The sequence below is a fragment of the Halolamina salina genome, assembly GCF_054653455.1.
This window is the reverse complement of record NZ_BAAIGE010000002.1, coordinates 2,076,252-2,102,036: the sequence shown is the minus strand read 5'-3', so window position 1 is coordinate 2,102,036 and position 25,785 is coordinate 2,076,252. Positions and strand designations below refer to the sequence as shown.

The 25,785-nt window shown below is 69.9% G+C and carries 22 protein-coding genes and 1 tRNA gene; 7 read left to right on the top strand and 16 right to left on the bottom strand.

Annotation, left to right across the window (positions count from 1 at the left end; translation table 11 throughout):
• Positions 1 to 117 precede the first annotated feature (117 nt).
• Positions 118 to 861, top strand: a complete 744-nt coding sequence (locus ACYQZ5_RS11215; protein ID WP_379818288.1) for a DUF5781 family protein — start codon at positions 118 to 120, stop codon at positions 859 to 861.
• Here ACYQZ5_RS11215 and ACYQZ5_RS11210 read toward each other — a convergent pair.
• The 10 genes from ACYQZ5_RS11210 to ACYQZ5_RS11165 all read right to left on the bottom strand — a co-directional run bounded on the left by ACYQZ5_RS11210 (position 858) and on the right by ACYQZ5_RS11165 (position 12,978).
• Positions 858 to 2,225 (bottom strand): PQQ-dependent sugar dehydrogenase, encoded by a 1,368-nt coding sequence (locus ACYQZ5_RS11210; protein WP_379732640.1) that lies wholly within the window; start codon positions 2,223 to 2,225, stop codon positions 858 to 860. The two genes, ACYQZ5_RS11215 and ACYQZ5_RS11210, sit on opposite strands and share 4 nt — an antisense overlap.
• Before the next feature lie 36 nt (positions 2,226 to 2,261).
• Positions 2,262 to 3,482, bottom strand: coding sequence for an MFS transporter (locus ACYQZ5_RS11205; RefSeq protein WP_379818286.1), 1,221 nt, complete (start codon positions 3,480 to 3,482; stop codon positions 2,262 to 2,264).
• 87 nt (positions 3,483 to 3,569) lie between these two features.
• On the bottom strand, positions 3,570 to 4,202 hold the full coding sequence (locus ACYQZ5_RS11200; RefSeq protein ID WP_379732541.1) for a 30S ribosomal protein S7: 633 nt from the start codon (positions 4,200 to 4,202) through the stop codon (positions 3,570 to 3,572).
• Positions 4,199 to 4,627, bottom strand: coding sequence for a 30S ribosomal protein S12 (locus ACYQZ5_RS11195; protein ID WP_049979636.1), 429 nt, complete (start codon positions 4,625 to 4,627; stop codon positions 4,199 to 4,201). Before ACYQZ5_RS11195 ends, ACYQZ5_RS11200 begins: the two co-directional genes overlap by 4 nt.
• A gap of 105 nt (positions 4,628 to 4,732) precedes the next feature.
• Positions 4,733 to 5,155, bottom strand: coding sequence for a NusA-like transcription termination signal-binding factor (locus ACYQZ5_RS11190; protein WP_379818285.1), 423 nt, complete (start codon positions 5,153 to 5,155; stop codon positions 4,733 to 4,735).
• Positions 5,156 to 5,195: 40 nt separating this feature from the next.
• Entirely contained in the window at positions 5,196 to 6,431 is a 1,236-nt protein-coding gene (rpoA2, locus tag ACYQZ5_RS11185) for a DNA-directed RNA polymerase subunit A'' (protein WP_379730860.1), read from the bottom strand.
• Positions 6,424 to 9,348, bottom strand: a complete 2,925-nt coding sequence (locus ACYQZ5_RS11180; protein WP_379730859.1) for a DNA-directed RNA polymerase subunit A' — start codon at positions 9,346 to 9,348, stop codon at positions 6,424 to 6,426. Before ACYQZ5_RS11180 ends, rpoA2 begins: the two co-directional genes overlap by 8 nt.
• Positions 9,349 to 11,181 (bottom strand): DNA-directed RNA polymerase subunit B, encoded by a 1,833-nt coding sequence (gene rpoB, locus ACYQZ5_RS11175; protein ID WP_379730858.1) that lies wholly within the window; start codon positions 11,179 to 11,181, stop codon positions 9,349 to 9,351.
• Position 11,182: 1 nt separating this feature from the next.
• Positions 11,183 to 12,751, bottom strand: coding sequence for a DNA-directed RNA polymerase subunit B'' (locus ACYQZ5_RS11170; RefSeq protein WP_379730856.1), 1,569 nt, complete (start codon positions 12,749 to 12,751; stop codon positions 11,183 to 11,185).
• Positions 12,751 to 12,978 (bottom strand): DNA-directed RNA polymerase subunit H, encoded by a 228-nt coding sequence (locus ACYQZ5_RS11165; protein WP_049979642.1) that lies wholly within the window; start codon positions 12,976 to 12,978, stop codon positions 12,751 to 12,753. The genes ACYQZ5_RS11170 and ACYQZ5_RS11165 overlap by 1 nt, the downstream gene beginning before the upstream one ends.
• 245 nt (positions 12,979 to 13,223) lie before the next feature.
• On the opposite strand from ACYQZ5_RS11165, the gene ACYQZ5_RS11160 reads away from it, so the two are divergent.
• Positions 13,224 to 13,296: transfer RNA gene (locus ACYQZ5_RS11160), tRNA-Asp, on the top strand.
• 232 nt (positions 13,297 to 13,528) lie between these two features.
• Here ACYQZ5_RS11160 and ACYQZ5_RS11155 read toward each other — a convergent pair.
• Complete coding sequence (locus ACYQZ5_RS11155; protein ID WP_379730855.1) at positions 13,529 to 15,079, bottom strand: alpha,alpha-trehalose-phosphate synthase (UDP-forming); 1,551 nt, start codon at positions 15,077 to 15,079, stop codon at positions 13,529 to 13,531.
• A gap of 129 nt (positions 15,080 to 15,208) precedes the next feature.
• On the opposite strand from ACYQZ5_RS11155, the gene folP reads away from it, so the two are divergent.
• On the top strand, positions 15,209 to 16,468 hold the full coding sequence (gene folP / locus ACYQZ5_RS11150; protein WP_459846197.1) for a dihydropteroate synthase: 1,260 nt from the start codon (positions 15,209 to 15,211) through the stop codon (positions 16,466 to 16,468).
• Here folP and ACYQZ5_RS11145 read toward each other — a convergent pair whose 3' ends face one another.
• Together ACYQZ5_RS11145 and ACYQZ5_RS11140 are read right to left on the bottom strand one after the other, a co-directional pair.
• Positions 16,469 to 16,768, bottom strand: coding sequence for a hypothetical protein (locus tag ACYQZ5_RS11145; protein ID WP_379733224.1), 300 nt, complete (start codon positions 16,766 to 16,768; stop codon positions 16,469 to 16,471).
• Positions 16,765 to 17,907: an ATP-binding protein gene (locus ACYQZ5_RS11140; RefSeq protein ID WP_459846195.1), complete on the bottom strand. Its 1,143-nt coding sequence runs from the start codon at positions 17,905 to 17,907 to the stop codon at positions 16,765 to 16,767. The genes ACYQZ5_RS11145 and ACYQZ5_RS11140 overlap by 4 nt, the downstream gene beginning before the upstream one ends.
• A 74-nt stretch (positions 17,908 to 17,981) precedes the next feature.
• Between ACYQZ5_RS11140 and ACYQZ5_RS11135 the strand changes: the two genes are divergently transcribed.
• Positions 17,982 to 18,464, top strand: a complete 483-nt coding sequence (locus ACYQZ5_RS11135; protein WP_459846193.1) for a DUF7382 domain-containing protein — start codon at positions 17,982 to 17,984, stop codon at positions 18,462 to 18,464.
• 115 nt (positions 18,465 to 18,579) lie between these two features.
• On the opposite strand, the gene ACYQZ5_RS11130 is transcribed toward ACYQZ5_RS11135, so the two are convergent.
• Genes ACYQZ5_RS11130 through ACYQZ5_RS11120 form a run of 3 tightly spaced genes read right to left on the bottom strand, consistent with a single transcriptional unit; the run spans position 18,580 to position 21,030 of the window.
• A complete protein-coding gene (locus tag ACYQZ5_RS11130) occupies positions 18,580 to 19,380 on the bottom strand; it encodes a protein-L-isoaspartate O-methyltransferase family protein (RefSeq protein WP_459846191.1) in 801 nt (266 codons plus the stop codon).
• 42 nt (positions 19,381 to 19,422) lie between these two features.
• Complete coding sequence (locus ACYQZ5_RS11125) at positions 19,423 to 20,358, bottom strand: class I SAM-dependent methyltransferase (protein WP_459846189.1); 936 nt, start codon at positions 20,356 to 20,358, stop codon at positions 19,423 to 19,425.
• Between the two features lie 42 nt (positions 20,359 to 20,400).
• Positions 20,401 to 21,030 (bottom strand): protein-L-isoaspartate(D-aspartate) O-methyltransferase, encoded by a 630-nt coding sequence (locus tag ACYQZ5_RS11120; protein WP_379732502.1) that lies wholly within the window; start codon positions 21,028 to 21,030, stop codon positions 20,401 to 20,403.
• 87 nt (positions 21,031 to 21,117) lie between these two features.
• Between ACYQZ5_RS11120 and ACYQZ5_RS11115 the strand changes: the two genes are divergently transcribed.
• From ACYQZ5_RS11115 to ppsA, 3 genes are all read left to right on the top strand, one after another.
• Positions 21,118 to 22,263: a DHH family phosphoesterase gene (locus tag ACYQZ5_RS11115; RefSeq protein WP_379732504.1), complete on the top strand. Its 1,146-nt coding sequence runs from the start codon at positions 21,118 to 21,120 to the stop codon at positions 22,261 to 22,263.
• 87 nt (positions 22,264 to 22,350) lie between these two features.
• Positions 22,351 to 23,451 (top strand): aldo/keto reductase, encoded by a 1,101-nt coding sequence (locus ACYQZ5_RS11110; RefSeq protein WP_379818957.1) that lies wholly within the window; start codon positions 22,351 to 22,353, stop codon positions 23,449 to 23,451.
• 62 nt (positions 23,452 to 23,513) lie between these two features.
• Positions 23,514 to 25,781: a pyruvate, water dikinase gene (gene ppsA / locus ACYQZ5_RS11105; protein WP_379732208.1), complete on the top strand. Its 2,268-nt coding sequence runs from the start codon at positions 23,514 to 23,516 to the stop codon at positions 25,779 to 25,781.
• Positions 25,782 to 25,785: the final 4 nt, after the last annotated feature.

The window sequence follows — 25,785 nt, the reverse complement described above, 5'->3', positions numbered from 1 at the left end:
TCTCACCGGTCCCGGCGGCTGTCCGACGCCGCCTCATACTCCGACACCGGCGGCTGCCAGACGCCGCCTCATACTCCCGAAACCGTCTTCCCCCTCTACCCCGTGGTAGGGTTACACATGGATATACGACTCCCCGACAACGGCCCCGCGGAGCCGTTTCTCGGCGCAGCAGAACTCTTGGAGACCGAGAGCGAGATCGACCTCCCCGTCCACGTCCGCGTGCGCGACGACCCCGACGAGCGCACGTGGGCCGGCCACTACGAGGACCGACACGTGCTCAACATCTCCCGACAGGCCGCGACGAGCGCGATGGCGCGGGAGCTGGCGCTGCACGAACTCTCCCACATGGCGCGCTACGAGCAGCACCACCCCTCCCACCACCAGTCGACGCGGGAGGCGATCTTCCTCGCGCTCGCGGGCAAGAGCGTCGAGCAGCGCAAGCTGGCCCACGTCCACCAGCTCGCCAACCACATGAAGGACATCTACGCCGACGACATCACGCTCTCGGTCGCGCCGGGCGGGAAGCTCGTCACCTTTCTCGAGTCCCGGCTGGCCGACGCCGTCGCCGACCGGCCGCCCGCGGCGCCGGCGGGCTGGCAGCTCGCGACCCCAGGGGCGGACCCGGAGATCACGGCGGTCAACGCCGCCTTCGCGCTCGCGCTGGTCGAACGGCACGACCTCGTCGGTCCAGACCACCGGATCTACGACCTCGCACACGCGGCTGCGGATGACGCGCCCGAAGTCGGCGTCGAGGAGTTCGCCGAGGTGTTTCGGTCGCTGGACGACGACCCCTCCGAGAGCGAGTACCGCAAGGCGCTGGTCGACGTGACCCGCGAGTACGTCGGCGAGGGCGCCGATTAGGCCTCGGTGATCCGCACCAGCACGTCGTCGATCTCGCGGGGGAACGGCTCGTTCGCCCGCCCGTCGCGGTTGGAGGTGATGGCGTACAGCGCGCCGTCCGGTCCCTCCTCGACGTGGCGGATCCGGCCGAGCTCGTTCACCAGCAGGTCGTGGCTGGTCACGGTGTACTCGTCGTCCAGCCAGTCGGCGTCGTGGCGCTTGCCCGTCTCGCCGAGTTCGGGCAGCTCCTCGCCCGCCGGCGTCAACGTGAACGACTTGAGTCGCTGATTGATCAGCGCGCCCACGAGCAGCCGGTTCTGCAGCGTCGGCGCCGCGTCGCCCTGGTAGAACGACGAGCCGGACGGCGCCCACGTCGCCGACACGAGCGCCGAACTCGCCACCGGGCGGTGGTAGTCGGTCCCCTCGTACTCGCCGGGCTGGCGCGCCTCGGGCCAGCCGTAGTTCCCGCCGGCTTCGAGGACGTTCACCTCGTCGGGACCGGGGCCGTGCTCGTCGGCGACCGGCGTCGCGTCGGGCAGCCAGCTCAGCCCCTGCACGTTCCGGTGGCCCATCGTGAAGATTCGGGGGTCGCCCGGGCTCTCGTTGCCGGGCGCGCCCTCGCCGTCGGGGGTCATCCGCAGGACTTTGCCCGCCAGGTTCTCGGGGTCGGCGGCGAGGTCGCCGTTGCCGGCGTCGCCGGTCGTCACCCAGAGGTAGTTCGCGGGGCCGAACCGCAGTCGCCCCCCGTTGTGGATGTTCGTTCTCGTCCCGGCCCGAGCAGGTGACTCCGCGAGCACGGAGACCGGCTCGCCCGGTTGCTCACTCCCGGGATCGAACGCCGCCAGCCGCACGACTGGCTCCTCGTCGGTCGTCGCGGTGTAGTAGACGTACACCAGCGGCACGTCGGGGTAGTTCGGGTGAGCCTCGACGCCCATTGTGCCGCCTTCGCCCCCCTCGACGAACCAACTGTCCTCGTCGCTCCCGGGCTCGACGGAGCCGGCGGGGATCGCGTCGGCGGGTTTGAACGACAGGCTGATCTCGCCGTCGGCATAGCGCAACACCTGCCCGGTCCGCTCGGTCAGGAACAGCTCGCCGTTCCCGGTGAACGAGAGGTCCCACGGAATCTCCAGCTGTTCGGCGAGCACCTCGGTCTCCAGTTCGGTCTCGGCGGCGCTCGTCGGCGCCGACCACTCCGGGTCGTAGCCCTTCCACGCCGTCTCGTCGTGGTCGAGGCTGGGGTCGTACCCCCCGGAGTCGGTCGGTCCGCTGGAGGAGGGGTCGGTCCCGGGATCGGTCTCACTCGGGTCGTCCGGGGCGCTACAGCCGGCCAGCCCGACGGCCGAGAGGGCGAGCAGCGTTCGGCGGGAGAGCGTATCGGGGTCCACGTTCGGTAGTACCCATCGCCGCCCAAAGTCTTTCTGTCAGGTGGCAGGGTCTCCACCGGGTTCCTCGCCCTCTTCGAGCAGCCGGAGCGGCCGCGTGACGGTCGACGCCGCGGCGACGAGCAGGAACACGCCGCCGAGCGCGGCGACGGCGCTCGTCTCCCCAAGTGCGTCCGCGAGCACGCCCGCGCCGACCGCCAGCGGTAGCTTGTACAGTCTGGTGAGCATCGACACCGCGGAGACGGCCGTCGCGCGCCCGGCGTCGTCGACGGCCTCGGTCACGCGGGCGTTGACGACCGGGAGCAGCAGCGCCCGGGAGGCGCGCTGTGCGACGAACATCGGGAGTGCGGCGACCAGCACCAGCCGTGGGAGCGCCAGCAGCCCACACGTCGCGAGGGGGACGGCGATCAGCAGCCGCCGCGGGCCGACCCGGTCTTCGAGCCACCCCGCACGTTGGCTCGAGACCGCCGTGACGCCGCTGAACCCCGCGTACAGCAGCCCGAGCGAGAGCCCGACCGGCAGCCCGCCGGGGATCGCCGTCTCCAGCAGCGACTCGGCGATCGGCTGCACGTACGTCGTCGACGCGCTCAGTACGGCGAAGAACAGCCCGACGTACAGCGCGAACGACCGCAGCGACGGGCGGGCGACGGCCCGGCGGAGCACGCCGAACGTCTCCGCCGCGGTTCGGCCGCCCCGCCCGTCGTCACGGTACGCCCGGTTCTTGGGTAGCGAGGCCAGCGCCGCTAGCCCGAGGAGGTTCATCCCGACGCTCGCGAGAAACGGCCACGTCGGGTCGACGCCGTAGAGCGCGCCGCCCCCAACCGCGGTGACGACCGAACTCCACGCCGTCACCGCTTCCCCGCGCCCCCGGATCCGGGTGAACTCACCGGCGTCGAGGCGTTCGCTGAGCGTGTCGTAGAGCCAGGCGTCGATGCTGCCCGAGGCGAACGTCAGCCCCAGCGCCCACGGGACGTACAGCGCCGCGTACCCCAGGGGCGACCGGACGAAGACGAACCCGAGCAGCGACGCCGCCTTCAGCCCGATGCTCAGGCCGATGCTCGCCCGGCGGCCCAGGCGGTCGCCGACGTACCCCGTCGGCACCTCGCCGAGCACGACGATCGCGGCCGACAGCGCGCTCAGCGTGCCGACGACGGTGAAGGAGAGGTCCCGGAGCAGGAACAGCGTGAAGATCGGGGCGATGAACCCGACCGACCGGGTCGCCTGTAACAGGTAGAACTTCCGGACGACGGTGGAGGGCACGGCTCGGGGGTTCGAGCCGGACCCCGCAAAAACGCATCGAGAGCCGCCGCTCGGGAACTGCGAAAAACGGAAAAGATCGGAGCCGAGTTAGCGGGCCGCGGCCGCGACGCGCTCGGTCTCCTCCTTCTGGGAGATCGGGTAGACGTTGACGTCGTAGTCGGCGGCGCCGATCAGCTGCTGGGCCAGCGCCTCCTCGACGGGGGTGGCCGTGTTGCGCGAGCCGTTGAGCGTGCCCTGCGCGATGAACTTCAGTCCCTGGTCGACACGGCGCTGGGGCGCCACGTCGACGGCCTTCGGGACCGAGATCCCGCCGTACTTCAGGCGGACGGTCTCCTCGCGCGGGGCCGCGTTCTCGACGGCCTCGACCAGCACCTGCGCGGGGTTCTCCTCGGTCCGCTCGTGGACGATCTCGAAGGCGTCCCGCACGATGCGGGTCGTCTTCTGCTTGTGACCGGTGTTGTCCTCGGTCTGCATCAGCCGGTTGATCAGGCGCTCGACCACGCTGATCTCGGACTTCTCGAACTGCTTGCTCGCGTGGCGACCCATCGTGTGCGCGACGGGCGTCACGTTGAGGTAGCGCTGCGTCGAGGGGTCGGAGTACTCGATGTCGCTCACGTCCCAGACGCCGAACAGGTCGGCGCCGGTCGAGGTCTCCTCGGTCTCCTCGGCTTCGGCCTCGACCTCCTCGGTCTCGGCGTCGGCGGCTTCTTCCTCGCTCATCTGACTGGCTTCTCCGCGTTCCCGCGAACCAGTTCGATCAGCGACACGCCGTTGACCTTCTCGACCTTGTAGTTGACACCGGAGATGTCACCCATCGCACGACCCTTCGAGCCACCGATCCCCGCGATGGTGACCTCGTCGTGCTCGTCGATGAACGAGATCGCGCCGTCACCGGGACAGAACGCGGTGACCTGCTTCCCGTTCTTGATGAGCTGGACCCGGACACACTTCCGGATCGCCGAGTTGGGCTGTTTCGCTTCGATGCCGACCTTCTCCAGCACGATCCCGCGACCCTGCGGGGCGCCCTCGAGCGGGTCGGACTTCTCCTTGAGTCCGCGTTCGCGGCGCGCGTACTCCGAGTCGGACCACCGTCGCTTCTGGCGGTCCTTCTTGAGTTTCCGCGCGGCGTACTTGCCGTTCGCCATACCCTACCTCTTCGACGGAGCCACTTAAGCATCCCCTTTCGGGGAGAAGAAACGGAACGAGAACGCGTTAGAGGTGGCGCTACTCCGATCTGCGCCGGTCGCGCTCTACGCCAACTGCACGTCGTCGATGTCGAAGTGTCGCGCCGCCAGCCGTCGGGTCGCCTCGATCGACTCGCCGCCGGCGCCGATGGCGACCCCGCGGTCGCCCTGCGGCACCTCGACGTACGCGACGGTGCTACCGCCCTGGGTCGACAGGGTGACGTTGCGCACGGCCGCGGGCGCGAGGCAGTTGGCGACGAACGCGGCGGGCTCGTCGGCGTTCTCCACGAGGTCGACGCGGCTGCCCAACTGTGCCTCGACGGCCTCGACGGTCTCGCCGTCCGGCCCGATCGCCGCCCCCATCTCGCCGGCGGGGATCACGAACACCGCGCGGTCGTCCTCGACCAGACAGTCCACCGGCGTCACGTCGGCCACGTCGGCGAACGCGGCGATGTGCCGGCGTGCCTCGTCCGACAGCGTCAGGCTCATCGGCGGCCTCCGGCCTGCGAGTGGGGGCGGTGCCGGCCCATCAGTCGTCGGCGGAGTTCGCGGCGCCGCCCGAGCCCATCCGCAGGTCCACGTCGCCGGTACCGATCGACACCGGCTTCCCGACGATCACGTTCTCGATCACGCCGTCGAGGTCGTCGACCTCGCCGTGGACGGCGGCGTCGAGCAGGTGGTTCACCGTCACCTCGAACGCCGCGCGGGCGAGCACGGACTCCTTCGAGCCGGAGATACCGTGCCGGCCGATCGACTCGATCGTCCCGCGGTTGGTCATGATGTCCGCCACCAGCATCAGGTGCCGGACGTTCACGTCGTCCAGCCCCTGTTCGGCCAGCGTCTCGTGGGTCTCGTTGATGATCGTCTCGCGGGCGGCCTCGATCCCGAGGTTGTCGTGGATCTCGTGGATGTTGTTACACGTCGAGCGGCTGGTGTCGACGCCCTCGATCTCGAGCACGTCGCCGAACGCCGACCCCTCGGTGTAGAGGACGAACTCCTCCTCGCCGTCCTCGACCTCCTCCTTCCGGATCACGACGCGGGAGATCTCCTCGATCCCCTTGAACACGACCTCGCGGAGCTCCTCGACCAGCTGGAGCAGCTCGCGGTAGCTGGGCTGCTCGGGACCGAACGCGATCGTCGTCCCCTTGCGCTTGGTCGCGACTTTGAGCTCGCTCTCGATGGTCTCCTGGATCTCCTCGGCGACCTCGCCCACGTCGTCGTAGGTGGGCCAGCGCTTCCGGAGCGTGTCCTCGTTCAGGTCGATCGTGACCTGCATGTCCGCGACGTTGGTCGAGACGTTCCCCAGCGCGAGGATCTTCGTCGCCTCGATCTGCCAGACGACCTCGCGGGCCTTGTCGCGGTCGGTCGCGTACTCCTCCTCGAGGTGGACCGTCATCGTCGGCGTGTCCGGCGTCTTCCGGGCGTCGACGAGTTCGATCAGCCGGGGCAGCCCCTGGGTCACGTCGATCTCCGCGACGCCCGCGAAGTGGAACGTGTTCATCGTCAGCTGGGTGCCCGGTTCGCCGATCGACTGGGCCGACACCGTCCCGACGGGGTCGAGCGCGTCGACCCGGGTGTCCTCGTAGCGGGTGACGACGGCCTTGACGATCTCCTCGATCTCCTCGCGCCTCGCGCCTTCGTTGTCCTCGATGGCGCGGTAGACGCGGTCCTTCAGGCGCCGCGGGAGTTCGGTCCCCTCGACCAGCGCCTCGGTCTCCTCGTCGATGTGCTCGAAGCTCTCGGGGAGCGCCTCGACGTCAGTCATCGCTCACCCCCTGGCCCGCCTTGTTCAGGCCGGGACCGGCGTACTCCGAGATGTTGGTGGTCTCCTCGTCCTCGCCGAGGAAGCGGGCCTTCTGCTCCTCGCTGCTGAACTCGGCGTCCAGCACGCGCTGGGTGATCGCCTCCACGTCGACGGGGTCGTCCTCGTCGGAGGAGACTTTCACCGGCGAGGTGCCGTCCTCGCCGAACTCGAACTGGACGACCGTGCCGGAGGTGTCCCGGACGGTGCCGTCGTACTGCGCCTCCAGTTCGGAGAGGGCGTTGATCAGCCGGCGCTGGAGGTAGCCGGACTTCGAGGTCCGGACTGCCGTGTCGACCAGCCCCTCGCGGCCGCCCATCGCGTGGAAGAAGAACTCCCGCGGGGTGAGTCCCGAGCGGTAGGAGTTCTCCACGAACCCGTGGGGCTTGGCGCCGAGGTCGCCGCGCTCGTAGTGGCTGAGCGTACGGCCCTCGTAGCCGCGGTTGATGCGCTCGCCGCTGACCGACTGCTGGCCGACGGTGGCGGCCATCTGGGTCAGGTTCAGCATCGAGCCACGCGCGCCGGAGCGCGCCATGACGATCGCGGGGTTGTCGTCGGCGAAGTGGTCGCCGGCGATGTCCTCCGCGGAGTCACGCGCCTTGCCCAGCGTCTGCATGATCTTGAGTTCGAGCGTCTCGTCGACGGTCCGGCCGGGGATCGAGTTCAGATCGCCCGCCCGGTACGTCTCGATCAGCTCGTCGACGCGCTCGTAAGCGTCGTCGATCGCCTCGTCGACCTGCTCGTCGGCCGTCGGCGGGACGGACTCGTCGTCGATCCCGATCGAGAACCCGAAGTGCATGATCGAGCGCATCGCGAGCGTCGCCACCTCGTTGACGAACACGCGGGCGCGCGTCTTCGAGTACTCCTTGGTGATCGTGTCGACGATGTCGCCGCCGAAGGCGCCGATGGCGCCCTCGTCGATCGTCCCCTGCACGAGCTGGCCGTCCTCGATCACGACCTCGTCGTCGGCCTCCGAGCGGAACTCGAGGTTGAGGTCGTCGGGCAGCAGCTCCGAGAACACCGTCCGGCCGTTCCAGACCGGCTCGCCGTCCTGCTCGCCGTCAGGCTCGGGCAGCTCGTCGACGCTGGTCGCACGCAGCAGGTCCAGCGCCTGGTTCTCGGTGAACTCGGGGTTGTTCCGGGTCAGCAGGTACGTCCCGGAGACGTGGTCCTGGATGGCGCCGATGATGTTCTCGCCGAAGCGCGGGCTGAGCATCTGCTCCTGGACGCGCATCAGGACGCGGGCCTCCGCACGCGCCTCCTCGTTCTGGAGGGCGTGCATGTTCATCTCGTCGCCGTCGAAGTCGGCGTTGTACGGCGTACAGACCGTCGTGTTCAGCCGGAACGTCTTGTACGGCATCACGACCACCTCGTGGGCCATGATCGACATCCGGTGCAGCGACGGCTGTCGGTTGAACACGATGATGTCGCCGTCGGTCAGGTGCCGGGAGACCTCCCAGTCGGGCTCGACCTTCTCGGCGAGCTCCTCGCAGTTCTTCTCGGTCACCTTCAGCCGGCGGCCGTCGGGCCGCTTGACGTAGTTGGCGCCCGGATGCCCCTCGGGACCGTTCCGGACGTACGTCCGGGCCTCCTCGAGGTTGCGCTCGGAGACGTTCATCGTCTGGGTCATCTCCCGAGCCACGCGCTCGGGGACGCCGACCTCGTTCAGCGACAGCGTCGGGTCCGGCGAGATGACGGTTCGCGCCGAGAAGTTCACGCGCTTCCCGGACAGCGAGCCGCGGAACCGACCCTCCTTCCCCTTCAGGCGCTGGGAGAGGGTCTTCAGCGGCCGCCCCGAGCGGTGTCGGGCCGGCGGCGTGCCGGAGATCTCGTTGTCGACGAACGTGGTGACGTGGTACTGCAGCAGCTCCCAGAGGTCCTCGATGATCAGCTGGGGCGCGCCCGCCTCGCGGTTCTCCATGAACCGCTGGTTGATGCGGATGATGTCGACCAGCTTGTGGGTCAGGTCGTCCTCGGAGCGCTGGCCGTTGTCCAGCGTGATCGAGGGGCGGGTGGTGACCGGCGGCACCGGCAGCACCGTCAGGATCATCCACTCCGGCCGGGAGGTCTCGGGGTTGACGCCGATGTTCGCCAGGTCCTCGTCCGGGATGTCCTCGAACCAGTCCCGGATGTCGCTGGGCATCAGCTTGTTCTCGTCCTCCTCGGTCAGGTCGATGTCCAGCGCCTTCTCCAGCGCCTTGCGGTCCTCCTCGCGCGGGCGGAACTCGCCGCCGAGGATGTCGTTGATCCGGTCGAGCGCGATGCCGGTCTCGTCGGCGAGCTCCTGTGGCGAGACCCCCTCGTCGTCCTCGTCGTCGGGCTGCATCGCCTCGGCGATGATCTCGGAGTACTCCGCGGCGAGGACGTCCTGCACCTCGTAGTAGGTGGTCGGCTTCTCGTGTTTGATGTCGTACTGGGTCTCGCCGCAGTACGGACATCGCGAGGTCTTCCGGGCCTGCCGGATGGCGGCCTTCAGCACGTCGTCGGGGTCGTCGCCGAGCTCCTTGGCTCGCTCGAGCCGCTCGGCGAACTCGGCCTGCTCGTCCTCGGTGAGCGAGAGCCGGCCGCAGTCCCGACAGGTGCCACGCAGCAGGCGGCGGATCAGCTTCGCGAAGCCGACGTGGATCACCGGCGCCGCGAGCTCGATGTGCCCGAAGTGGCCGTTACACGAGCCGGAGTGCTGACCGCAGGTCCGACACTCCAGCCCGGGGTCGATGACCCCCAGCCGGGGGTCCATCAGCCCCATGTCGATGGGGTAGCCGTCGTCGTCGTACGTGTCGGCGGTGATCACCTTCGTGGCGCTCATGTCCCGGTACGTCTCCGGGTCCATCAGGCCGAAGCTGATCTCGCCGATCTCCTTGGGTGAGCCTGAGATTGACATTTATACTGCGTCCTCCAGTTCGAGTTTGGGTCGGATGCCGAGCGCCTTCATCTCGTCGAGCAGCAGCTTGAACGCGTAGCTGACCTCCAGCTCGTGGATGTTGTCCTCGTCCTTCGTGATGGGGTCGTACACTCGGCGCTGCTCCACGTCCTCGACGGCGACCATCCCGGTGTCCTCCGAGATGTACACCGTCTCGCGGTCAGAGGAGTCGAGCAGGCGTTCCTTCAGCGCCATCGCGGCGCCGTGGCCGATCAGCACCTCACGCTCCATCTCCCCCACGCGGAGACCGCCCTCGCGGGCGCGCCCCTCGGTGGGCTGGCGGGTGAGCACCTGCACGGGACCGCGGGAGCGGGCGTGCAGCTTGTTGCTCACCATGTGGTACAGCTTGTGGTAGAAGATCGTGCCGACGAAGATCTCGGCCTCGATCTTCTCCCCGGTCACGCCGGAGTACATGACCTCCTTGCCGGAGGACTTGAAGCCGCGCTCCTCCAGGCTGTCGCGGAGTTCCTCTTCGCCCTCGCCCTGGAACGGCGTGCCGTCGACGCGCCGGCCTTCCAGCGAGCCGACCTTGCCGCCGAGCATCTCCAGCACGTGGCCCACGGTCATCCGCGAGGGGAGCGCGTGGGGGTTCATCACGAGGTCGGGAATCAGTCCCTCCTCGGTGAACGGCATGTCCTCCTGGGGTGCGAGGTGGCCGACGACGCCCTTCTGGCCGTGCCGGGACGCGAACTTGTCCCCGAGTTCGGGGATCCGTTCGTCCCGCACCGACACCTTCGAGAGCTTCGAGCCGTCCTCGCCCTCCATCAGCGTCACCGTGTCGACGATGCCGTCCTCGCCGGAGCGCATCGTGACCGAGGTCTCACGCCGCTTCTGGGGCGAGAGGCCGCCGAGGTCCTCCTGCTCCTCGAGGAACCGTGGCGGCGAGGTCTTCCCGAGCAGCACCGAGCTCTCGTCGACCTTCGTCTCGGGGTTGACCAGCCCGTCCTCGTCGAGATGGGTGTACGCGTCCTCGCCGCGTGCGCCGCGCACGTCCTGTGAGGGCACCTCGAAGCGGTCTTCCTGACCGCCGGGGTAGCGTCGCTCCTCGCCCTCGTAGGTGCGGAAGAAGTGCGAGCGGGCGAGGCCGCGCTCCACGGAGCCCTGGTTCATGACCAGCGCGTCCTCGATGTTGAACCCCTCGTAGGACATGACCGCGACCGTGAAGTTCTGGGCCGCGGGGCGCTCGTCGAACCCGATCTGCTCGGTGGTCTGGGTCTTGACCATCGAGAGCTGCGGGTAGTGCAGGAGGTGCTGTCGCGTGTCGGGCCGGATGCGGTAGTTCGCGCTCGGCAGCCCGAGGGACTGCTTCATCATCCCCGCGCCCATCGTGATACGCGGCGATGCGTTGTGCTCGGGGTAGGGGATCATCCCCGCGCCGATCCCGAAGATCAGCTGCGGGTCGACCTCGAGGTGGGTGTGGTTCTCGGTGAGGTCGTCCTCGTCGACGGCGACGAGGATGTCCTCCTCCTCCTCGGCGTCGATGAACTCGACGATGCCGCGGTCGACGAGGTCGTCGAACTCGAGCTCGTCGTCCTCGATCGCCTCGATGTGCTCGTCGGTGAGCCGCGGCTCGCCGTCGTCGACGACGATCAGCGGGCGCCGCGCCCGGCCGGAGTCGGCGTTGACGATGACCTCGCGGGTGCGGTCCTTGACCGCGACGTTGACCATCTCGCTGACCTCGCCGTTTCGGCGTGACTCTCGGATCTGTGCTGCCAGCTCCTCGGGGTCCGGGTGGGTCCCGACGAGGCTGCCGTTGACGTAGACCTTCGCAGGTCGTTCTTGTTTTCCTGCCATCTCAGTCGTCCGCGGGTGTTGCTCGTTCGACGCCCTCGATACCGGGGATGCCCTCCACGCCCATGTCGTCGAGTTCGCGCTTCAGTTCGCGCTCGTCGTCGACGTGCTGGGAGAGCTCCATCGCCTGTGCGAAGTTCTTCACCAGCCCACAGTTCGGGCCCTCCGGCGTCTCGGAGGGACAGATACGCCCCCACTGGGTCGCGTGCAGGTCACGCGCGTCGAAGTGGGGCTGGGAGCGACTCAGCGGCGAGCGGAGCCGCCGCAGGTGGGAGAGAACGCCCATGTAGTCGGTCCGGTCGACCAGCTGGGAGACGCCCGAGCGGCCGCCGACCCAGTTCCCGGTCGCGATCGGGTGCTCCAGCCGCTCGGTGAGCACGTCCGACCGGACGACCGTGTTGACGCTGAGGTCGCGGTTCCGCATGTTGGCGCGTTCGAGCTGGTACTTCACGTCCCGGGAGAGCTTGTTCAGCGCGGTCCGGAACAGGTCCTTCATCAGGTCGCCGCTGACCTTGAGGCGCTTGTTGGAGTAGTGGTCCTTGTCGTCGGAGTCGCGGCGCCCGAGCGCGAGCTCGAAGCACGCCTCGGCCATCCGGCAGAGGTAGTACGCCTTGTTGATGCGGACGTCCTCCTCGTCGACGCCCTCCTCGTGGAGGTGCGGGAGGAGGTAGCGGTCGATCACGTAGTTCGCCCGCTTGAGCTGGTAGTTCTTCCCCTGTCCGGAGGCGACGCGCTTCCCGAGGGTCTCGATCGCCTCCTCCTCGGTCTGGACGTCGGCCTCCTCTAAGTTCTCCAGCATGAACTTCACGATCTCGGGGTCCTCCGAGACGCGGTGGACGATCTCCTCGTCGGACTCGAGGCCGAGCGCCCGAACCAGCGTCACGAACGGCACGGAGCCGGAGACGGAGGGGAAGCTGACCTCGAGGATCCCCTCGCGGTTACGCTCACACAGCACCAGCGCGCGGTAGCCCCGGCGCTGGGAGAACGTCTTGGCGACCTGGATGTCGTCGCCGTACTTGGTGTCGTGCTCCGCGAGGATCTTGTTCGGCGCCAGGTCCTCGCTGGTCATCAGCACGCGCTCGGAGCCGTTGACGATGAAGTAGCCGCCGGGGTCGACGGGGTCCTCGCCGATGTCGATCAGCTCCTCGTCGGAGAAGCCGTCGATGTTACACTTGTTCGAGCCGACCATGATCGGCATCCGGCCGACCTTGGTCTCGGTCTGATCGACGACCTCCTCAGGCTCCTCGTCGCCGCCCCGGACGATGGACATCTCCATGAACACCGGCGCCGCGTAGGTGATGTTCCGCAGGCGGGCCTCCTGCGGGTAGAGCAGTTCCTCGGAGCCGTCGGCCTCGCGCACTCGCGGCGTCAGGATGCGTACGTCGCCGAGCTCGACCCAGACGGGCTCCTGCCCCTCCTTGTCGCCGATGTCGGTGCCGATCGTCTCCTTCTCGTCGACCACGTCCTGCATCCCGCGGTCGAGGAAGTTGTTGAACGATCGGAAGTGGTGCTCCGCCAGTCGTTCCTGGGAGAAGTACTCCCGGGAGACCGCACGTCGGTCCTCTCGATCCATTATTCGACCACCAGCCTGTAGACGACCGCGGTGTCTGTGGTACGGGAGTCGCGCTCGATGCGGACGACGTCGCCGGGCTCTGCCTCCTTCGGCAGGGCGGGATCCCTGCGCTTGATCTTGGGTAGGTTGGTCTTCTTCACTTGGTACTCCTCCAGCACTTCCTCGACCTCGGGCTCGTCGAGGAGCGTGTGCTCCGGAACCAGTTCGTGTTGGCTTACGTCTACCATAGGTGTTGGGCGTTCAGAGAATCGGTCACGAGATACTACGGCTGTATTTTAGCCGGCGGCACATAACGCTTGCTAATGTAGGTTGCGCGTGCGCGAGCGGTTGACGCACGCGACCCGGGGAGCCGGACCGTCGCTGCAGTCGCAAACCAACTGCGGCCCCGCCACGCGGTTGCCTCCCACGGCGTCGATGGATGACAAGCCTTATTTACAACACGGCGGTACGATTGAGTGCAGCGAGGCAGCGTGCCCGGATGGTGTAGTGGCCCATCATACGACCCTGTCACGGTCGTGACGCGGGTTCAAATCCCGCTCCGGGCGTCTTCTGCTGATCTCTACCGGATAGCCGGAGGCCCGTTTCGAACGGACTCCGAGCCAAGCGAACCGCTATCGGAGGGATTCTGAACCCAGAGGACGAGCGTAGCGAGTCCTCGCGGTTCAAATCCCGCTCCGGGCGTCTTCTGCTGATCTCTACCGGATAGCGAGAAGTCCGCCTCGAACGAGCGTCCGGGTCTCGTAAACCGATCAACGCTGGTGACGAGTCCCGACTAACTCAGTCGTCGTCGGCCGCGATTCGGCTCTCCCCCGTCAGCACGTCCGTCTGGGTCGCGAGCCACGCGTCGATGTCGTCTTCCCGCACCGACGCCCGCATCGACGCCGCGCGCTCTCGGCGTTCGGTCTCGTCCATCGTCAGCGCCGTCCGGATCGTCTCGGCGAACCCCGCCACGTCGTAGGGGTTCACCGACAGCGCGGCGGGACAGAGCGACTCGGCGGCGCCGACGAAGCGGCTCAGGACGAGCGCTCCCGGCGTCCTGTTGCGGGTCGATCGGTCGAGACCGTCCGCCTGCGCGAGGCCGGCGTTGGGTGCCGGCTGCCCCTGCGCGGCGACGAACTCCTTCGCGACGAGGTTCATCCCGTCGCGCCGGGAGCTCACCACCGCGGCGTCGGCGTAGCGGTACAGCCCCGCCAGCTCGCGGTCGTCGACGTCGTCCTCGATGTAGACGACGGGCGTCCAGTCGGGCGTGCCGTACGCCCCGTTCAGGTCGGCGATCCGGTCGCGCACCTCGTCGTAGTAGCGCCTGTAGGCGGGGATCCCCTCGCGGGTGCGGGTGCCCTTCTGGACGTAGGTGAACTCGCCAGCGAGGCCGGGGTTCGTCTCCAGCAGGTGTGCGAGCGCGTCGAGGCGCTCGATCACCCCCTTCGTGTAGTCGAGTCGGTCGACGCCCAGCACGATCGACCGCTCGGGATCGAGGTCGTACCGATCGGTCACCCGGTCCCAGTAGTGGGTCGCACCGTCGCTCCGGGCGTTCGCTGCGACGCGCTCCGTGTCGACGCCGATGGGGGAGGCGTACGTCTCGACGGTTCGCCCGTCGTAGCGGATCGTCCCCGATTCGGTCACCGCGGCGTCGGGGACGAACCGCGCCACGCAGTCCCGGAAGTTCGCGGCGTAGCGCTCCAGATGGAAGCCGATCGCGTCGTTGCCGAGCAGGCCGCGGAGCAGTTCGGTCCCCTGCGGGCAGATCTCGAAAAACTCCGGCGTCGGCCACGGGACGTGCCAGAACTGTACCAGCCGCGCGTCCGGCCGCTGCTCCCGAACGTACTGCGGCGCCAGCGCGAGGTGGTAGTCCTGAAACCAGACCACGTCGGGATCGGCGGCGACCGCGCGCTCCGCGAACCGCCGGTTGGCCTCGCGGTACGCCGGCGCGAATGCGGGGTCGACGGTCACGGGGTCGGCCTCGAGGTGGCAGATCGGCCAGAGCACCTGATTGCTGTAGCCGTAGTAGTAGTTCTCCACCAGCCGCCGGGGAAGGTCGAGCCGGGAGAGCGTGTAGCCCGGGCGATCGTCGTCCGCTGGATCGCCCCCACTGTCGCCGGGCGGAACCGCGACCTCGCCGTCGGGCGCCACTGCGGGGTCGAAGTCGGCGTCGCCGCTCCCCCACGCGACCCACGTGCCGCCCGTCTTGGCGACTACGCCGTCGAGTGCGGTTACGAGTCCACCGGCGGGGCGCTCCGCCGTCGGCTCGCCTTCGACGTACTCGTGGACGTACGGCTCGCGGTTCGAGACGACCACGAGCGAGCGGTCGCCGAGCGCGTCGTCAATCACGGGCGGTCGTGGTCGCCGGGCGGAGTTGAACCCATCGGGACCGGCAGAGCGGCGCTGTGCGGGCGGTTCGACTCGGCCGGCGTCGGCCGCTTCCAGCACGCTTTAGCTTCCGCCGCCGGACCCACGAGTATGAACCCCGTCGACGTCGCCGGCCTCCCGGTCGGGGACGGCCACCCGCCGCGGATCATGGGCGTGTTGAACATGAGCGTCGAGTCGAACTACGACCCCAGCACCTGGGGCGACGTGGACGGCGCCGTGGACCACGCCGAGCGGATGGCCGCCGAGGGCGCGGACATCATCGACGTGGGACTCCAGTCCTCGAACCCCAAGAACCCGTGGCAGGCGGTCGACACCGAACTCGAACGGCTGGAGCGCGCGCTCGAAGTCGTCGACCGCGCGGACTGCGACGCGGTCTGGTCGATCGAGACGCGCTACGCCGAGGTCGCCGACGAGGCGCTCGCCCGCGGCTTCGACATGGTGAATGACGTCTGCGGCTTCGCGGACCCCGACATGCCCGACGTCTGTGAGAAACACGACGCCGCGGTCGTGAAGATGGCCTCGCCGCCGGACATCCAGTCCCCGGGCCACCTCCGCTCCATCGACGACTGCTTCGCCGCGCTGGCCCGCGGCGGCTTCACCGAGAAGACGATTATCGACCCCGCCTTCGGCGGCTGGTACGACGAGAAGACGTACGAGGACAACTGGGAGATGTTCCGCCGGCTCCGGGAGTTCCGGGCGTTCAACCGCCCGATGCTGACCGCGACCAACCGCGAGGACTTCCTCGGGGAGATCGCGGACCGCCCCGACACCGAGGACCAACTCGCGGTCAGCCTCGCGGCGGCGACGATGGAGGTCGAACGCGGCGCGGACATCATCCGTACCCACGACGTGCCGGAGACCGCCGACGTGGCCGCAGTCGCCGACTTCCTCGGTGATCGGCGCGCGATCGAGTCCGGTCCGGCTGCCCACGAGGGCGAGGACGAAGCGGGCGTCCACGCGGCCGAACTCACCGGCGTCACCCCCCGCGAGGTCGCCCGTAACACCGCCCTCCGCGAGCACGACGGGATCGACCCGGCGGAAGCGGTGACGCTCACGTTCGCCGCCGGCGACCTGCCCGCGGCCGCTCACGAGGAACTCATGACGGTCGGCGGCGAGCACGGCCTGCTCGTCGCTTCAGGGGACGCCGGCGACACGATCCCAGCCGACGAGGTCGAGGCTGCTGCCGACGAGTCGGAGGGCGGGCAGGGCGACAGCCCGGCCGGCGAGGGGACGTTCGTCTCGGGGACGCTCGCGGCCTACGAGGACGCGCTGCCCGAACTGTCGGGGAGGCCCGGGTTGGAGGCGCTCGCCAGAGCGATCCGCGAGGCGATCGACCGCGAGCAGCTGTAGTCAGCCACGTCGCAGGAGCAGCGTCGCGGTCCCGGCGCCCATCAGCACTACCGCGACCGCGAGTAGTGCGGGTAGGTCCCCGGCCAACACGGCCGACGCGAAGTCGACGATCGCCCCCCAGATCGCGTCGCGGAACTCGATTATCCCGCCCACGAGGAACACGAGCGAGAGCAGGAACAGCGCGGCGATCACCATCCCCCGAACCGGGTTCTGCCGGATCGCGAGGCCGAGACGCTCCTTGAACGTCGGCACGCCGTCGTCCCACGCCCGCTCGCCGCTCCGATCGTCTGGTCGGCTCACGGTCCCCCCTTCGAACGCTCCCACCTGTCGTTTTCCCTTCGGACGTCGGCCGACCCGCCCCCGGCGACCTCGCTGGCCCGTGGCGTGTCACCGCCGTGGGGCGTGTGCCGGTCCCTGACTCTGATCGCATGTGTCGACTCGGTCGCGTCGTCGACGACCAGTGCCTCGCCCCGCCCGCTCGGAAGTCGGTCCTCGAGCGTGCCGGAGAGGTACGTCGGACTCGCGGCCGCGAGCGCCTCGATGTCGGCCTCGCTCGTCAGCCGGTGAGCGAGCAGTAGGTCGGCCTGCGAGGCGGCGACCGCGGGAAGCGCCGACAGGCGCTGTGTCGCCAACACGAGCGAGACACCCGGCGCGCGCCCCCGAGTGAGGAGTGTCCGGAGCGCCGTGCCCGCGACGCCGTCGACGGCGACGTGTGCCTCGTCGACGAACAGCCACGGCAGCCGACCCGGACGCTCGCCGCCCGTTCGAGCGTCGTAGAGTAGCCGCGCCACCGCGGCCACGACGGCGCTCGTCGGCGCGTCGTCGACGCCCGACAGCGAGAGGACCGTCGCCGCCGGATCGAACAGGTCGTCGGCGTCGAGTCCGTCGGAGTCGAACACTCCCCACTCCCGCGCCCGGCGGAGGTGGTTCCTCGCGGTCCGCCGGAGTTCTGGCGCGCAGTCGGCCCCCTCGACCCGATCGAGCATCGCGGCCAGCGTCGGCGACGACGCGGCGACCTCCCAGACCAGCGCACCAGCCCCGCTCGTGGCATCGAGCCCGACCAACTCAGGCCACTCCGACGCGGGCAGCGCGCCGGCCCGGATCGTCGGCCGCTCGATCACGTGGGCTGGGGCAGACGCGGCGCCGGCGCTCGTCTCGGCGGCGAGTCCCGTGAACGCCCCCATCGGATCGACGACGACCGGCGCGAGGCCGTCGGCCCGCGCGGTCGCCTCGGCGAGCACGCCGAGCGTGTGTGACTTCCCGGCGCCGCGCTTGCCGACGACGAGCGCGGCGTGCGGGCGGTCCACGTCGATCCCCACGCGGGCGCCGAGGCTCCCGTCGCGGGCGAGATACCGACCGAGGTGGCCGGCCATCGGCGCCGGTTCGCGCCCCGCTCCGTTCCCGTTCGGTCCGTCCCGCTCCCGGCCGACGACGTGCATACCCGGGGTGGTCGCGCCATCCCCCTTGAGTGCTCGCCCGCTCTTTCAAGTGCGATGACGGGACCACCGTGCCCATGCTCGATCCGAGCGGAGTTCGTGAGCGGGTCGCCGACGGTATCGCCGAACTGCGCGACGACGAACGCGCGATCGAGGGGCTTCCGGTCCGCCTCGTCGTCTCGCTGGTCGTCGGCGCCGCGTGTCTGAGCGTGATGTTGAACCTCGTCAACGGCGTCGGCGGGCTGGCGGCGTCCGAGGTGGACGTGCGCCCGACGCCGGAGGTGGTCGAGACCGGGCCACAGAACCTGACGCTGCGGGTCGTCGACGCCGACGGCACCCCCGTCTCGGGGGCGACGGTCATCGTCGACGGGGGGACGGCGGCGCTCGACGGCGTCGCGACGGCGAAGACCGGACCGGACGGCAACGCCACCGTCTCGGTCGACCCGGCACTCGGCGCGAATCAGGCCGAAGGAACGCTCACGCTCGACGTGAAGCCGCCGGCGGGGGGATCGTACGTCGACCGCCGCGAGAACAGCCACGTGCTGGTGATCGGCGAGTGAGCCGTTCGGAACGCCCCGACGGCTCGCCGCCGCCGCGGCGACTGCTGCCGCAGTATCCGCTCGTTCGGCCGGCGCTCGCCGGCGTCACCGCGAGGGAGGTGGTCCGCGCGTCGCCCTACCGCCTGTCCCCGTAGTCGCCGTAGTCGGGCGCGCCCGAGCTCCGTTCCCGACCCGAGAGCCGCTCGTCCCAGTCGAGCCACTCGTGCTCCCAGCCGGGCGAGGCGCCCCGCTCGGCGCGCTCGCGGTCCTCCCGTTGGGTTCGGTTGCGGGTGACGCCGGGCTGTTCGCCGTCGACGAGCAGCGGCGCGAACTTGACCGGGCCGCGCTCGTCGACGCGTCGGTAGCCGTCCGGGGCGTCGGGGTCGCGCGTGACGGCGACGAGCGTCTGGTCGCCGTTGCCCTTCGGGAAGACGATCCGCCCGCCGTCGGCCAACTGCTCCAGCAGCGGGCGCGGCGGCTCGACGACGCCGGCCTCGATCAGAATTCGGTCGTAGGGGGCGTACTCCGGCAGCCCGGACGAGCCCTCCTGACAGTCGACGAGCACCTCGCCGTAGCCTGCCGCTTCGAGGTTCGAGCGGGCGCGGTACACCTGCGGGCGGGCGATGTCGAGCGCGTGGACGTGGCGCCCGCCGAGAATCTCCGCCAGCACGGCGGCGGTGTAGCCGCCGCCCGCGCCGACGACGAGCGCCTCATCACCCTCCCGCGGGTCGAGCGCGGTCAGGAGTCGCGCGACCGTCCCGGGCGCGAGCGTGACGGCGCCGTCGACGGTCCGCGGGCGGTTGTCGTACGGCGCCTCCTCGACGAACTCCCGGCGCGGCACCGTCCGCATCGCGAGCCCGATCTCCTCCGGGAGCGGCCGGCCCAGGGCGTGTTCCAGCCCGTCGACCATGTCGTCCCGGAGCACCGCGGGGTCCATAGCGGCGGTTCGGTGACGCGGGTATTTGAACTCCGCGGTGCGTCAGATCCCCGAGTCGTCCAGTCGCCCGGCGACGGCCTGGTACGGCGTTCCGGGCACGTCGCTCGTCTCGATCCCGGCGAGTCCGGCGTCGACGAACCACTCGGCGACCGTCGACTCGGGGTAGGGTTCGCCGCTGCCGGTCGCGAGCGCGGCCGCCGCCACCTCGACCGCGGCCGCGGACCGGTCCCGGAGCGGCTCGACCAGGACGACGGCGCCGCCGGGGGAGAGCGCGCCCGCCGCGGCGAGCACGGTGAAGCGGTTCTCCTCGACCCCCTGCCGCCACGCGCCGTCGACCGTCAGGACGAGATCGAACGCCGCCTCCACGTCGACGAGACTGCCGGCTCTGAGCGTGACCAGCGTCGATTCGAGCAGCGGTTCGACGGCCTCGATCACGGCCGGCCCGTCGAGCAGCGTCACGTCGACCCCCCGATCCGCCAGCGCTCTCGCGTGCCGACCGGGACCGTCGGCGACCACGAGCGCCCGCTCGGCGTCGGGGTTCGCGGCGAGCGCGGCGTCGACGGTCGCCTCGACGGTTGCGTCGTCGAGCGCCGCCGCGGCGCCGAGGCGGTGGCGGACGCGCTCGTCGGGATCGACGGGCGGGACGCCGCTCTCCATGGTCCGCGGGAGTTCGGCGTAGGCGTCGAAGCGGTCCAGCGCGGCCGGGACCGTGCCGACCGAGCGGAGGTCACGGGTCGCGAGCAGCCCCAGCGCGCGGTTGGCGGGCTCGACGGCGCCGTCGACGCGGCGCAGGAAGCCGAGGTCGACCAGCGCGTCGGTGACGATCCGGGCCGCGCGCTCGGTGACGCCGGCGGCGTCGGCGGCCTCGCGTTCGTCGCCGGCGCCGTCGACGAGCGCCGCGAGCAGCCCCGTCTCCCGGGCGGCCCACAGCAGCGCGAGCGCCGGCGTATCGAGCTCTGAGTCTCCAGCGGTCGGCATCGTCCCCCAGATGGGGAATTCGTGTGAAAGCAGTTTGGGTCCTCACCCGCCCTGCATCCGGACGAACCGAACGCCGCCGAACGTCTCCCGCTCCGTTCGGCCGTTCTCCCGGACTGTCAGTCGGACCAGCTCCTGTCGCGGGCCGCCGACGGGGGCGAGCACCCGCCCGCCGGGTCGCACCTGCTCGACGATCGCCGACGGCACCTGCTCGGCCGCACAGGTCAGGTAGGCGTCGTCGTAGGGCGCGTGTTCGGGCCATCCCTCGTGGCCGTCGCCGGTCCTGACCGCGATCTCGTACCCCAGCCGGTCGAGCGTCTCGCGGGCCTGATCGGCCAGTTCGGGGACGTACTCCACCGAGAAGACGTTTCCCTCGCCGACGACCTCGGCGGTGACCGCGGCGTGGTAGCCACAGCCCGTTCCGATCTCCAGCACCCGGTCCCCGCGTTCGAGGCCGAGGCGGTCGACCATCACCGCCACCATGTGCGGCGCCGAGACCGTCTGCCCCTCGCCGATCGGGAGCGGCCGATCGCGGTAGGCCTCGCGCCGTCGGTCCTCGGGCACGAACTCGTGGCGCGGCACCGCCCGCAGCGCCTCGGCGGTCACGTCGCGCTCGATCGTCCCCCGGTCCCGGAGCCGCTGGACTAACTCCTCGCGGCGTCGCTCGAACTCCATACCCGCGTTTTCGGCCGGAACGGGTAAAGACGGTTCGGCGAGGCGCGTGCCGAAACTACTTCCCCTCCCGGCCGGAGAGCATCACCCATGCAGGCCGCCGGCTACGCGGACGCGCTCGTGAGGGCCGAGCAGTTCGTCCGGGGGAACCCCGAGCTGGTCGCTGGGGCAGTCGCAGTCGTCGCGCTCGGGGTCATCGTCGCCCTCGCGCTGCTCCGCTACCGGCGCCCGATGGGCGTCCGGTTCAAGGAGGCGCTCGCGGACCGGGAGCAGGTCGCGGTGCTGATGCATCCCGACCCCGACCCGGACGCGATGGCGGCCGCGATCGGTATCGCCCGGCTGGCCGAACAGGTGGGCTGTGAACCGACGGTCCAGTTCTCCGGCCAGATCCGCCATCAGGAGAACCGCGCGTTCAGGAACGTGCTCGACCTCGACATCGAGGGGATCGACCACGTCTCCGAGCTCGCCGCCGAGTCGGTCGTTCTGGTCGACCACAACCAACCCCGCGGGTTCGAGGGCGCCGACGGCGTGCTGCCGTTCGCGGTCGTCGACCACCACCCCGGCGAAGGGACGGGCGACGAGTTCACCGACGTCCGGACGGACTACGGCGCCTGCGCCAGCATCGTCGCGGAATACTTCGACGACGTGGGCGGCAAGCCCGTCCCGCCGGACGTCCACGAGAGCGAGGTCGACGCGCGGTTCACGCTCCCCTCGCGGGAGTGTACCGGTCTGCTGTACGGCATTCTCGCGGACACCCGTCACCTCACCACGGGCGCGGCGGCGGCGGACTTCAACGCCGCGGCCTCGCTCGCGCCCGGTGTCGACGAGGACTCGCTCGACCGGATCGCGAACCCGCAGGTCAGCGGCGAGACGCTCGACGTGAAGGCCCGCGCCATCGCCGGCCGGCAGGTCGAGGGCTCGTTCGCGGTCAGCGACGTGGGGACGCTGTCGAACGCCGACGCAATCCCGCAGGCTGCGGACGAACTCATCACGCTCGAAGGGATCACCGCGGTCGTCGTCGTCGGCGAGCGCGACGGGACGGTCCACCTCTCCGGGCGCTCCCGCGACGACCGCGTCCACATGGGTCGCGCGCTGGAGAACGCCGTCGAGGGGATCCAAGATACCAGTGCGGGCGGTCACGCCCGGATGGGCGGCGGCCAGGTGCCGGCCGACGAGGAGAAGTCCCGCGAGGACCTGATCGAGCGCATCTTCGACAGCCTCGAAGGCGACGTGTAGCGGTCGGCGTCGGCGCAATAGGGCGGCGACGCGACACGCTGCCCGCCGTCCGGCAGCCATATCCCGGCCCGCGCCCTCCGTCCGACAATGGCGACCCGCGACGCGACGTGGCGCTACCGGGATCGGTTCGGCGATCGGTACGGGCGCACCTTCTTCCGGCGGTTCGGCCCCGGCGTGGTCTCCTCGATCGGCGCCGGCAGCTACCAGGGCGAGCCGACCGTCGCCGTCGACGACCGACACCGGGACGCGCTCGTGACGGCGCTGGAGAACGGCTGTAACGTCCTCGACACCGCGCCCGACTACCGCTGTGGCCGCGCCGAGAGCGTGGTCGGCGACGCGCTGGAGACGGCCGACGTCGAGCGCGACGCGGTGCTGCTCGCGACGAAGGGGGGGTTCGTCCCGTTCGACGGCGGGCGCCCCGCCGATCCGGCGGAGTACGTCCGCGAGCAGTTCGTCGAAACCGGAATCGTCGATCCGGCCGACCTCGCCCGCGGGAGCCACGCCATCGCGCCCGACTTCCTCGAGACGATGCTGGACCGCTCGCTCGACGCGCTGGGCGTCGAGACGATCGACTGCTACTACGTCCACAACCCCGAGACGCAGTTGGAAGCCCGCCCTCGGGAGGACGTGTACGAGCAACTCCAGGCGGCGTTCGAGCAACTGGAACGCGAGATCGCGGCGGGCCGGATCGGCCGCTACGGCGTCGCCTCGTGGGAGGCGTTCCGCGTGCCGCCCGAGCACGATCAGCATCTCTCGCTGTCGCGCGTGCTCGACTGCGCCCGCTCGGCCGCCGAGTCGGTTGGCGGCGACGCCGACGACCACGACTTCGAGGCGATCCAGTTGCCGTTCAACGTCCACATGGCCGACGCGTTCACGAGCGCCCACCACGAGGACCCAGAGAGCGGCGAGGCGGTGAGCGCGCTGGAGTTCGCCCACCGCGAGGGGCTCTCGGTGTTCGCGAGCGCGGCGCTGATGGGCGGCGAACTGGTCGCGGGACTGCCCGAGGACATCTCGGCCGAACTCGCCGGCGACAGCCCGGCCCAGCGGGCGATCAACTTCGCGCGCTCGGCGCCGGCGGTCGCCGCGGCGCTCGTCGGCATGGGCCGGCAGAGCCACGTCCGGGAGGACTTGGCCGCCGGGACGTTCGACCCGCTGGGGGCGTCGGCGTTCGACGCGGTGTTCGAGTAGGCTCGAGGTTCACCCCGAACTCTCCGGAACCTTCTTTATCGCTACACCGGCATCCCTACCTGATGGGAGTACTCTGGCTCGACGACGTTCGCGCCGCGGACCTGGAGACGGTCGGCGGAAAGGGCGCTTCCCTCGGTGAGCTCACCGGGGCGGGGCTTCCCGTACCGCCGGGATTCGTCGTCACGGCGGGGACGTATCGGGCGTTCATCGAGGAGGCGGGCATCGACGATGAACTGTTCGCGGCGATGGACGTGGACCCCGAGGACTCCGCCGCGCTCAAGGAGGCCTCCGACACCGCCCACGACCTGATCCTGAACACGCCGTTCCCCGAGGAGGTGCGCGAGGAGATCCTCGAGGCCTACAGCAACCTCGGCGACGGCGAGGCGTTCGTCGCCGTGCGCTCCTCGGCGACCGCCGAGGACCTGCCCGACGCCTCCTTCGCGGGTCAGCAGGAGACGTTCCTCAACGTCACGGAGGAGGCGCTGCTCGAACGCGTCAAGGAGTGCTGGGCGTCGCTGTTCTCCCAGCGCGCCATCTACTACCGGGAGCGCAAGGACTTCCCCCACGACGCCGTCGACATCGCGGTCGTCGTCCAGCAGATGGTCGACGCCGACAAGTCCGGCGTGATGTTCACCTCCCACCCCTCCACGGGCGAGCCCCGACTGATCATCGAGGCCGCGTGGGGGCTGGGCGAGGCGGTCGTCTCGGGGACGGTCTCCCCGGACAACTACGTGTACGACCGGAACACCGACTCGGTCGAGGAGGTGACCGTCGCCGACAAGAAGGTCAAGATGATCAAGGACCCCGAGACGGGCGAGACCGTCGAGGAGTCGGTGTCGCCGGACCGGCGGAACGAGCGGGTGCTCTCCGACGACGAGATCGAGGACCTGGTCGAACTCGGCGAGCGCGTCGAGGACCACTACGACGAGCCACAGGACGTGGAGTGGGCGGTCGCCGACGGCGACATCTACATGCTCCAGTCCCGGCCGATCACCACGATCGACGACGGCGACGCCGACATCGAGGAGGAGCGCGAAACCGAGAACGAGGGCGAGGGCGACGTGCTGCTCCGCGGACTCGGCGCCTCGCCGGGCGTCGTCGCGGGCGAGGTCCGCGTCGTCACCGAACTCGACCAACTCGACAAGGTCGGCGACGGCGACATCCTCGTCACCGAGATGACGATGCCCGACATGGTGCCCGCGATGAAGCGCGCCGCGGGGATCGTCACCGACGAGGGCGGGATGACCAGTCACGCCGCGATCGTCTCCCGCGAGCTCGGCGTCCCTGCGGTGGTCGGCACCGGCAGCGGCTCCCGCGAGCTCGTCGACGATCAGGTCGTCACCATCGACGGCGACCGCGGCACCGTGATCGAGGGCCGGACCGAGCCCGCCGAGCCCGACCACGAGCCAGTCGAGGAGGTCCGCCCCAAAACGCCGGTCAAGCCCATGACTGCGACCGAGGTGAAGGTCAACGTCTCCATCCCGGAGGCCGCCGAGCGCGCGGCCGCGACCGGCGCCGACGGCGTGGGGCTGCTCCGGATGGAGCACATGGTGCTCACGCTCGGTAAGACCCCCGAGCGATACATCGAAGACGAGGGGGCCGAGGCGTACCAGGACCAGCTCGTCGACGGCATCCAGGGCGTCGCCGAGGAGTTCTACCCCCGGCCCGTCCGGGTGCGCACGCTCGACGCGCCGACCGACGAGTTCCGCTCGATGGAGGGCGGTGAGGACGAGCCCGACGAGCACAACCCCATGCTCGGGTGGCGGGGGATCCGCCGCAGCCTCGACAAGCCGGAGGTGTTCCAGCACGAGCTCGCGGCGTTCCGCAAACTGTACGAGATGGGCTACGACAACGTCGAGCTCATGCTCCCGCTGGTCAACGACGCCGAGGACGTGATCCGGGCCAAGAAGCTGATGCAGGAGGCCGGCATCGACACCGAGAAGCGTAACTGGGGCGTGATGATCGAGACGCCCGCCAGCGCGCTGATGGTCGAGGAGATGGCCGAGCAGGGGATCGACTTCGCCTCCTTCGGCACCAACGACCTGACCCAGTACACGCTGGCGGTCGACCGCAACAACGAGCACGTCGCTGACCGCTTCGACGAACTCCACCCCGCGGTGCTCGAACTGATCAGCGAGACGATCGAGACCTGCCGCGAGCACGACGTGGACACGTCGATCTGCGGGCAGGCCGGCTCCAAGCCCGAGATGGTCGACTTCCTCGTCGAGGAGGGGATCAGCAGCATCTCGGCGAACATCGACGCGGTACGTGACGTCCAGCACGAGGTCAAGCGCGTCGAGCAGCAGTTGATCCTCGACTCGGTGCGCTAACGCC